At 67.4% G+C, this 8,598-nt stretch carries 9 protein-coding genes and 1 tRNA gene; 8 read left to right on the forward strand and 2 right to left on the reverse strand.

Annotation, left to right across the window (positions count from 1 at the left end; all coding sequences use genetic code 11):
• Nucleotides 1-76 precede the first annotated feature (76 nt).
• Nucleotides 77-295, reverse strand: coding sequence for a putative signal transducing protein (locus P409_RS18905; RefSeq protein ID WP_034841409.1), 219 nt, complete (start codon nt 293-295; stop codon nt 77-79).
• 120 nt (nt 296-415) lie between these two features.
• Between P409_RS18905 and P409_RS18910 the strand changes: the two genes are divergently transcribed.
• Together P409_RS18910 and P409_RS18915 are read left to right on the forward strand one after the other, a co-directional pair.
• Nucleotides 416-1,453 carry a polyprenyl synthetase family protein gene (locus P409_RS18910; protein ID WP_430515645.1) on the forward strand — a complete coding sequence of 346 codons (1,038 nt, stop codon included), beginning with the start codon at nt 416-418 and terminating at the stop codon, nt 1,451-1,453.
• Nucleotides 1,454-1,519: 66 nt separating this feature from the next.
• Nucleotides 1,520-1,596, forward strand: a tRNA-Pro gene (locus P409_RS18915).
• Nucleotides 1,597-1,725: 129 nt separating this feature from the next.
• On the opposite strand, the gene P409_RS18920 is transcribed toward P409_RS18915, so the two are convergent.
• Nucleotides 1,726-2,889, reverse strand: coding sequence for an NADH:flavin oxidoreductase (locus P409_RS18920; protein WP_343285514.1), 1,164 nt, complete (start codon nt 2,887-2,889; stop codon nt 1,726-1,728).
• Between the two features lie 56 nt (nt 2,890-2,945).
• On the opposite strand from P409_RS18920, the gene P409_RS18925 reads away from it, so the two are divergent.
• From P409_RS18925 to P409_RS18950, 6 genes are all read left to right on the forward strand, one after another.
• The gene (locus P409_RS18925; RefSeq protein WP_034841412.1) at nt 2,946-3,350 is read left to right on the forward strand and encodes a winged helix-turn-helix transcriptional regulator; all 405 of its coding nucleotides are present in this window, start codon (nt 2,946-2,948) and stop codon (nt 3,348-3,350) included.
• A 257-nt stretch (nt 3,351-3,607) separates the two neighbouring features.
• On the forward strand, nt 3,608-4,027 hold the full coding sequence (locus tag P409_RS18930; RefSeq protein ID WP_034841415.1) for a hypothetical protein: 420 nt from the start codon (nt 3,608-3,610) through the stop codon (nt 4,025-4,027).
• 311 nt (nt 4,028-4,338) lie between these two features.
• Nucleotides 4,339-5,580 carry a glycine betaine/L-proline ABC transporter ATP-binding protein ProV gene (gene proV, locus P409_RS18935; RefSeq protein ID WP_052120925.1) on the forward strand — a complete coding sequence of 414 codons (1,242 nt, stop codon included), beginning with the start codon at nt 4,339-4,341 and terminating at the stop codon, nt 5,578-5,580.
• Between the two features lie 3 nt (nt 5,581-5,583).
• The gene (locus P409_RS18940) at nt 5,584-6,495 is read left to right on the forward strand and encodes an ABC transporter permease (RefSeq protein ID WP_034841418.1); all 912 of its coding nucleotides are present in this window, start codon (nt 5,584-5,586) and stop codon (nt 6,493-6,495) included.
• Nucleotides 6,496-6,547: 52 nt separating this feature from the next.
• Entirely contained in the window at nt 6,548-7,429 is an 882-nt protein-coding gene (locus P409_RS18945) for a glycine betaine ABC transporter substrate-binding protein (RefSeq protein ID WP_034841421.1), read from the forward strand.
• A 571-nt stretch (nt 7,430-8,000) separates the two neighbouring features.
• Nucleotides 8,001-8,598, forward strand: a 598-nt coding sequence (locus P409_RS18950; protein WP_161790425.1) for a paraquat-inducible protein A, incomplete at its 3' end; no start/stop codon positions are given.

Consider the following 8,598-nt stretch of genomic DNA (forward strand, 5'->3'; position numbering starts at 1 on the left):
GGGCTGCAGCAGGTCGGAACACGGCCGCCGACGCACGTCCGGTCCTCCCGCCCGGCCGCGAGGGCGGCCGGCGGCCTCAGGCATCGGGCAAGCTTTCCCCTGCCGATTGAAGGACATATCGCGCCTTGGTCCAGTCCTCGACCGGGACCATCAGGCGGCGCGGCAAGATGCCCAGGCTTCCTTCCAGCACCGATGTGTGCATATCAAGGATGACACTTTCGATGCGCGCGTCGGCCAGCAGGGCCGTCAGGAAGGACAGCCGGACCGGGTCATTGGTTCGCAGAAGCTCTTTCACGGGGCCGATTTCTCGTCTATGCAGCGCACACAAGGGTCATGGTGACACAATCCGGTTCGGATCGCTGCCCTGCTGCAGGCCGGCGCCGGAGATCGGACGATGGATGTTGAGGAGCCGGGCTTGACCGCCAGTCTTGGAGCGACGAGAGCCGAGTCCCTGCCGCCGGAGCCGACCGCCGACGCCGGCGCGCTCGACCGCCTGACCGCCCTTGTCGCAGCGGATCTCGAGGCGGTCAACGCCCTGATCCTGCAGCGAATGCAGAGTTCGGTCGAGCTGATCCCGCAGCTGGCCGGCTATCTGATCGCCTCGGGCGGCAAGCGCATCCGGCCGGTGCTGACCCTGGCCTCAGCCCGGCTGTGCGGCCATCGCGGCCAGCGCCATGTCGGCCTCGCCGCCGCGGTCGAGTTCATCCACACCGCCACCCTGCTGCATGACGACGTGGTCGACGAGAGCGACCTGCGCCGCGGCCAGGCGTCGGCGAATGTCGTGTTCGGCAACCAGGCCAGCGTGCTGGTCGGCGACTTCCTGTTCTCCCGCGCCTTCCAGGTGATGGTCGAGGACGGGTCGCTGGAGACCCTGCGCATCCTGGCCAACGCCTCGGCGGTGATCGCCGAGGGCGAGGTGCTGCAGCTGTCGGCGGCGCACGACACCGTGACCAGCCGCGACACCTATCTGCGGATCATCCGCGCCAAGACGGCGGAGCTGTTCGCGGCGGCCTGCGAGATCGGTGCCGTGGTGGCCGACCGCAGCCCGGCCGAATGCGCCGCCATGCGCGACTTCGGCACCGAGCTCGGGATCGCCTTCCAGATCGTCGACGACGTGCTGGACTATTCCGCCCGCCAGGCCCGGCTGGGCAAGACCATCGGCGACGATTTCCGCGAGGGCAAGATCACCCTGCCGGTGATCCTGGCGGTGGAGCGCGGCAGCGACGAGGAGCGCGGCTTCTGGCGCCGGACGCTGGAGGACGGCGAGCAGGCCGAGCAGGATCTCGACCACGCCGTGGCCCTGCTGCAGCGTCACGGCGCGCTGGCCGACAGCATGGCGGCCGCGCGGAGCCATGCCGAGAATGCCATCCGGGCCATCCGCCTGCTGCCCGCTTCGCCGATGCGCCAGGCGCTGGAGGACGTGGTCGATTTCGTGGTCGAGCGGGATTTCTGACGGAACTGCGACACAGGCCTTGCAGGCCCCCGCCAGTCTCGCTATAAGCCCATCCGCCGGTGCAGACGGAGTGTAGCTCAGCCTGGTAGAGCGCTACGTTCGGGACGTAGAAGCCGGAGGTTCGAATCCTCTCACTCCGACCATTTCCAGACCGGTTCTAACGGCGCCCTCCCGAGGCGCCGTTCTTGTTTCCGGAATCCCTCTCCAGGAAAGAGGCCGGCTCCAGCGGCTTCCGGCCGGCGGCGGCATTCCCGCGCCGCCGCCGGCGTTCTTCAGACGAGCTCGGCCATCGCGGAAGCGTCGAAGCCGCGCAGGGCGTCCGAGTTGCCGGCGCGCACTTTCGCCGCCCAGTGCGGATCGCTGAGGAGCGCCCGCCCGACCGCGATCAGGTCGAACTCGTCGCGCTCCATCCGCTCGATCAGCCGGTCCAGGCCGGCCCTCGGCGAGCTCTCGCCGCTGAACGCGGCCATGAAGTCTCCCGACAGCCCGACCGAGCCGACGCTGATCGTCGCGGCCCCGGTCACCTTTTTCGCCCACCCCGCGAAGTTGAGGCCGTGCTCGCCATCGATCTCCGGGAACTCCGGCTCCCAGAAGCGACGCTGCGAGCAATGCAGGGCATCCGCACCGGCCTCGACCAGCGGCCGCAGCCAGGCGGCCATCTCGTCAGGCGTCTCCGCCAGGCGGGTGGCGAAATCCTGCTGCTTCCATTGGCTGAGCCGGATGATGATCGGGAAGTCAGGCCCGACAGCGGCCCGCACCGCCGCGATGATCTCGGCGGCAAAGCGCGAGCGCTCGCCGATGGTGGCACCACCATAGCGGTCCCCGCGGCGGTTGGTGCCTGCCCAGAAGAACTGGTCGATCAGGTAGCCATGCGCGCCGTGCAGCTCGACCGTGTCAAAACCGAGCCTCCTGGCCTCCGCCGCCGCCTTCGCGAAGGCCGCGATCGTGTCGGCGATCGCCGCATCGCTCATCGCGACCCCGCGCTCCACCCCGGGCGCATCGAGGCCCGACGGGCTCTCGACCGGGGCGTCGGCCGTCCAGTCCGTGAGGAAGCTCTTGACCGCGCCGGTGTGCCAAAGCTGGGGGCCCATCCGGCCGCCGGCGTCATGCACGGCGTCGATCACGCCCCGCCAGCCATCCAGGGCGGCGTCGCCATGGAAGAACGGGATACCGGGATCGTTTCGCGATGCCGGGCGATCGACCACTGTCCCCTCGGACAGGATCAGGCCGACGCCACCTTCGGCGCGCCGGCGGTAATAGGCCGCATTGGCCGGGCCGGGCACGCCGCCGGGCGCGAAGGAGCGTGTCATCGGCGCCATGACGATCCGGTTCGGCAGCGCCAGCGACCGCAGCCTGAAGGGACGGAACAGGGCATCCGGGGAGGAGGTGACCATGCGAAACAGCTCCATTGTGGCAGGAGCCGGATAGGTATACATCGGAAACCTAGCGTCAATTACGCACCTTGAATCGCCCAGGTATCGTCGAGGAAACCATGTCCTGTGAGCGCCAGCGCTTCGTGGTCGATTGCCCCAGCCGCCTGCTGTTCGATCAGATCGCGGACAAATGGTCGATGATGGTCCTCACGGTGCTCGACCCCGGGCCGATGCGCTTCAATGCGATCAAGCGCCATCTCGAGGGGGTGACGCAGAAGGCGCTCACGCAGTGCCTGCGGCGGCTCGAGCGCAACGGCCTGGTATCGCGGCGCGTCATCCCCGTCTCGCCGGTGGCGGTGGAGTATGAGATCACCCCGCTCGGCCGTTCGCTTCAGCACCCGTTCAAGGCGCTCTACGCCTGGATGCTCGACCATCTCGAGGAGGTCGACGAGGCGCGCAGGATCTTCGATGAGCGCAGCCTGCCGGGCTACGAGACGGTCTCCCGGATCCCGACGACCTCCTGATCCCGCGCCATGGGCGCCTGATCGTCACGGGACGACCGAACAAGTTTCCATCGCCTCCCTGATGAATTAGACTGACAGAATCGCGACGACGCACTCGTCCAAGTGGCGTGCGCAGCGGAATTGGCATTGCTCTCGCAAATGTCCCGCCCGTCGCTGAGGAGCTTCATACCCTCCGCCGCGTCGCATTTGTGCGGGATGACCGACGTCTTCTCGCCAGAGCAACGCGAAAATTCGCCGATGATGGAGAGAACGGGACAGTGACAGCCGATCTGCAATTCGATCATTTCAACACGATTGCACTGAAGGTATTCGCATTGCTCTACGGGGCATTCCCCAATCCGGTCGACCTTAATTTCGACGATCTTGGCCTGTTGCATGACGATGAATTGCCGCAGACGGAATTGGCGTACAACACGACCTACTGGCTCGAGCAGAACGGCCTGCTGACCGTCACGAACTACTACAACGATCGCCCGAGGGAGATTACGGAGGCGCTCGAAGTCAGGCTGTCGATGCAGGGGCTGATCGCGCTGCAGGAGGTCCCGAGCTCTACCCCGTCCGGCAAGACGCTCGGCGAGCAGATGGTGGATGTCGCGAGCGCCGACAGCCGCGACGCACTGCAGGACAAGGCCTCCGGCCTGGTCAGCGGCCTCTTGACGGCCTTCAGGCCCCGATAGTCCGGCGACAAGGCGGGGCGCCTGAGCGGATAACGCCTCGCCACGCGAAGGCCTGCACTCGCCTCACCCTGATCGATCCGGGCGGCTCACGCCGCGCGCCAAACAGTTGCGAAGCACCCGGCTTCGACACCCATTCACTCTTACCCAGCACTTAGATCCGAATGATACGAAAATAACGAGTATTTCCTTTTAATTGATTCACTCCATAATTCCAAGGTTTAGAACAAATATTAACGATATCGAAACAATTTGGGACAACCGGGTTGCACTCTGCGGCATGATGCTTTACGAACCCTGGAATGATCGATGAAATGACTGAGTCGGGCGGCGCCGTCGCCGAGAGCGGCGCCATGCCCGATGCTGCCCCGAAGATCGCCATCGAGGGCCTCTACAAGATCTTCGGAACGCGCGTGGCTGAGGCGATCCCGATGGTCGAGGCTGGCCGGGACAAGGCCGAGATCCGCAGCCGGACCGGCTGCACCGTCGGGGTGAACGATGCCCGGTTCGAGATCCGCGAAGGCGAGATCTTCGTCGTCATGGGCTTGTCAGGATCCGGCAAGTCGACGCTGCTGCGGCTGATCAACCGCCTGATCGAGCCGACGATCGGCCGCATCGTGATCGATGGTCAGGATGTGACGAAGATGTCGAGGCGCGACCTGATCGCGCTGCGGCGCCGCGACATGAGCATGGTGTTCCAGACCTTCGCCCTGCTGCCGAAGCGCACCGTGCTGGACAACACCGCCTTCGGCCTCGAGGTGGCCGGCGTGGGCGAGGCGGCACGGCACCGGCGAGCACGGGAGGCCCTGGCCGCGGTCGGGCTGGACCGCTATGCCGACAGCCTGCCGTCCGAGCTATCCGGAGGGATGAAGCAGCGCGTCGGGCTGGCCCGGGCGCTGGCGTCGGAGCCCACCATCCTGCTCATGGACGAGGCCTTCTCCGCCCTCGACCCCCTGATCCGGGCCGAGATGCAGGACGAGCTGCTGCGCCTGCAGGCCGAGCATTCGCGGACCATCGTCTTCGTCAGCCACGACCTCGACGAAGCAATGCGGATCGGCGACCGGATCGCCATCATGCAGGACGGCATGGTGGTCCAGGTCGGCACCCCGGAAGAGATCGTGACGAAGCCGGCCAACGACTATGTGCGGTCGTTCTTCCGCGGCGTCGACGTGACCCGGGTGTTCACCGCCGGCGACGTCGCCCGGCAGACTCGGATCGCCCGGGTCGAGCGGCCGGACGTGAAGGCCGATGCCGCGCTGGAGCGCCTGCGCCGCCATGACCAGGAGGTCGCCGTCGTGACCGACCGCGCCCGGCTCTATCAGGGAATGGTGTGCGTCGAATCGCTGGCTGCGGCGCTGCGCCGCGACGCCCGGGACGCCTATCCCGATGCCTTTCTGCCGGATGTCGCGCCGATCGCCGCCGACCTGCCGCTGACCCAGGTGCTGGGCCGTGTCGCGGAAAGCCGCTGGCCGGTGCCGGTCGTCGGCGAGGACGGGCGCTATCACGGCACCATCACCAAAGACGCCCTGCTGATGGCCCTCGACCGGACGAGCTGAGTTATGGACTTCGACCTCGGAATCGGCGACGCCGCCAACACGGCCGTCGACTATGCCCTGGACCATTTCGCGCCGGCGCTGGACGTCGTCTCCGCCGCCATCGGCTTCGTCGCCGACGGCATCAAGGCGGCGCTGCTGGCCGTGCCGCCGGAGGCGGGCATCCTGGTCATCGTGCTGCTGGCCCTGTGGCGGGTCGGCTGGCGCTTCGCGGTATTCGCCGCGGCGGCGCTGGCCGTGATCATGGGCATGGGGCTGTGGAAGTCGACGATGGAGACCCTGTCGCTGGTGCTCGCGGCAACCGCCTTCGCCGTCACCGTCGGCATCCCGCTCGGCATCGCCATGGCGCGCAGCACCCTCGTCCGGGCGGTGGCCCGGCCGGTGCTCGACCTGATGCAGACGATGCCGGCCTTCGTCTACCTGATCCCGGCTGCCATGTTCTTCGGCCTGGGCGCCGTGCCGGGCACGATCGCCACCGTGATCTTCTCGATGCCGCCGGTGGTGCGCCTGACCGACCTCGGCATCCGGCAGGTCGACCAGGAGTTCATCGAGGCGGGCCTGGCCTTCGGCTGCACCGACCGGCAGCTGCTCTTCAAGGTGCAGGTCCCCAATGCCCTGCCGTCGATCATGGCCGGCGTCAACCAGACCGTGATGCTGGCGCTGTCCATGGTGGTGATCGCCTCGATGATCGGCGCCGGCGGGCTGGGCAACACCGTCCTGACCGGCATCCAGCGGCTCGATGTCGGGCTGGGATTCGAGGGCGGGGTCGCCGTCGTCGCCCTGGCCGTCATCCTGGACCGCATCACCCAGAGCGTCGGCGGCTCGAAGCCATCCGGCGGCCTGCGGGCGCTCCTCGGCCGCAGCCGCCGGACGCCGGCCGAGGCCGGCGGCATCGAGGCGCCGTCCGCTGGCCGCTGACGGCCCGGCGACTTCCGGAGCACCGAACGACCCCTGAGAACAAGGAGATGTCATGCTGAAGGCCTTCGCAAGATTGGCCCTGGCGGCGGCGTTGACCGCCGGCGCCGGCCTCCCGGCGAACGCCCAGGACCAGACTCCGATCAAGATCGGCTGGACGGCCTGGTCCGATGCGGAGTTCGTCACCAAGCTGGCCCAGAAGCTGATCACCGACACCTACGGCACGCCCGTGGAACTGGTGCAGACCGATATCGCGCCGCAATACCAGGGCGTGGCCAAGGGCGACATCGACGCCATGATGATGGCGTGGCTGCCGCAGACCCATGCCGACTACTTCAAGCGCGTGGGCGACGACGTGGTGACGCTCGGCGTCCTCTACACCGATGCCAAGCTGGGCTGGGTGGTGCCGTCCTACGTGCCCGAGGACCAGGTCGCCTCGATTGCCGACCTGGCCAAGGACGACGTGCAGAAGAAGCTGAACGGCAAGATCCAGGGCATCGATCCCGGCGCCGGCCTGATGCGGCTGTCGGGCGAGGCGATCGACACCTACGGCCTCGACGACTACGAGCTGGTCTCGGCCAGCGATGCGGCGATGGTCGCGGCGCTGGACCGGGCGATCCGCCGGAAGGAATGGATCGTCGTGACCGGCTGGAGCCCGCACTGGATGTTCGGCAAGTACGATCTGCGCTATCTTGAGGACCCGAAGGGCGCCCTGGGCGGGGTAGAGCGGATCTACGTCCTTGGGCGCAAGGGCTTCCAGGCCGACCACCCAGAAGCGGCGAGGTTCCTGATGCGCATGCACCTGCCGCTGGAGGAGCTGGAGGCGGCGATGGCCGACGCCCAGGACACCTCCTATGAGGCGGCGGTCGAGAAATACATCGCCGAACACCCGGCGCGGGTGAAGTACTGGCTGACCGGCGAGATCGGCGGCGCCTGACGGCTCCGCGATCCGCATGCGCCGGTCCCCGGGGAAGGGCCTTCCCCGGGGACCGTGCATTTTTGAGACACCGGTGCCGGCGATCATCAAGGTCGCCGGCCCGGGATCGAATTCCGCGTCGGTGACGCCGATGCCCCCGCAGCGACGCGTCGCCCCCCCCTCACACATCCGCCATGGGAAATAGGATCTGCCCGTCGCCGAACATGGGGCGGATCGACATGGCGGCACCTCGGCTCCGTTGCCACGCCGCCGCAGCCGCCACGGCAATGCGGAAGCCATGCCGACGAGACGATGTGAGTCCCGGAGATACGGGCCGTGACGGGCCGGATTGAACCCGGCAGCGTCAACCTGTCATCTCGCAGGACATGCGCAGCGCCATGCCTGGACACGAAGGCGGCCTTCGGCAGAGGCATCCGCTCGGAGACATCAATGCAAATCCTGAACGAATAGTTGTTTCGGGCTGGCGACAGATCTTGAATGGACCGGATATTGCCGGTACCTGAGATTCACGGCAGGAAGCTGGAGACATTGTGTGCAGGGAAGACCACTCGACACGCCTGATAGTGGTCACATGTCGCCCAGCCCAGGGTCGGGCCGTTCAGCCAATGCCCCGCGCCTGATGGAATGCCACGAATGCGGGCTGGGGCATGCCGTGCCGGCGCTGCCGGACGGCACCGCCGCGCGCTGCATCCGCTGCGGCGCGACGCTGCACCGGTTCCGCGCCAGTTCGCTGGACCATGCCTTCGCCTATACCTGCGCCGGGCTGGTGCTGTTCCTGATGGCGAATTTCCTGCCTTTCATCTCGCTGGAGATCTCCGGCCGGGTGCAGAGCGCCAGCCTGGTCACCGGTGTGGTCTCGCTGTACCGGCAGGGGCTGTGGGAGCTGGCGGCGGTGGTGGCGTTGACCATGTTCCTGGCCCCCGCCCTGCGGCTGGGCACGCTGGCCGTGGTGCTGGGCGGCCTGCGCCTGAGGCGGCCGCCGCGCTGGCTGCCGCGGCTGTACCGCTGGGCCGACCTGCTGGGCCCCTGGGCGATGATGGAGGTCTATCTCCTCGGCGTCTTCGTCGCCTATGTGAAGCTGATCGATCTCGCCACCGTCGTTGTCGGGCCCGGCCTCTATTCGGTCGCCGGGCTGATGCTGGCGATCATCGCCGCCGGCACCAGCCTGG

It is taken from the genome of Inquilinus limosus MP06 (genome assembly GCF_000767795.1).
GTDB lineage: Bacteria > Pseudomonadota > Alphaproteobacteria > DSM-16000 > Inquilinaceae > Inquilinus > Inquilinus limosus_E.

What these genes read in the sequence shown, in the direction of transcription:
- P409_RS18920 (WP_343285514.1), bottom strand. Translation starts at nt 2,889, where the DNA reads ATGTATACCTATCCGGCTCCTGCCACAATGGAGCTGTTTCGCATGGTC.
- P409_RS18925 (WP_034841412.1), top strand. Translation starts at nt 2,946, where the DNA reads ATGTCCTGTGAGCGCCAGCGCTTCGTGGTCGATTGCCCCAGCCGCCTG.
- proV (WP_052120925.1), top strand. Translation starts at nt 4,339, where the DNA reads ATGACTGAGTCGGGCGGCGCCGTCGCCGAGAGCGGCGCCATGCCCGAT.
- P409_RS18940 (WP_034841418.1), top strand. Translation starts at nt 5,584, where the DNA reads ATGGACTTCGACCTCGGAATCGGCGACGCCGCCAACACGGCCGTCGAC.
- P409_RS18945 (WP_034841421.1), top strand. Translation starts at nt 6,548, where the DNA reads ATGCTGAAGGCCTTCGCAAGATTGGCCCTGGCGGCGGCGTTGACCGCC.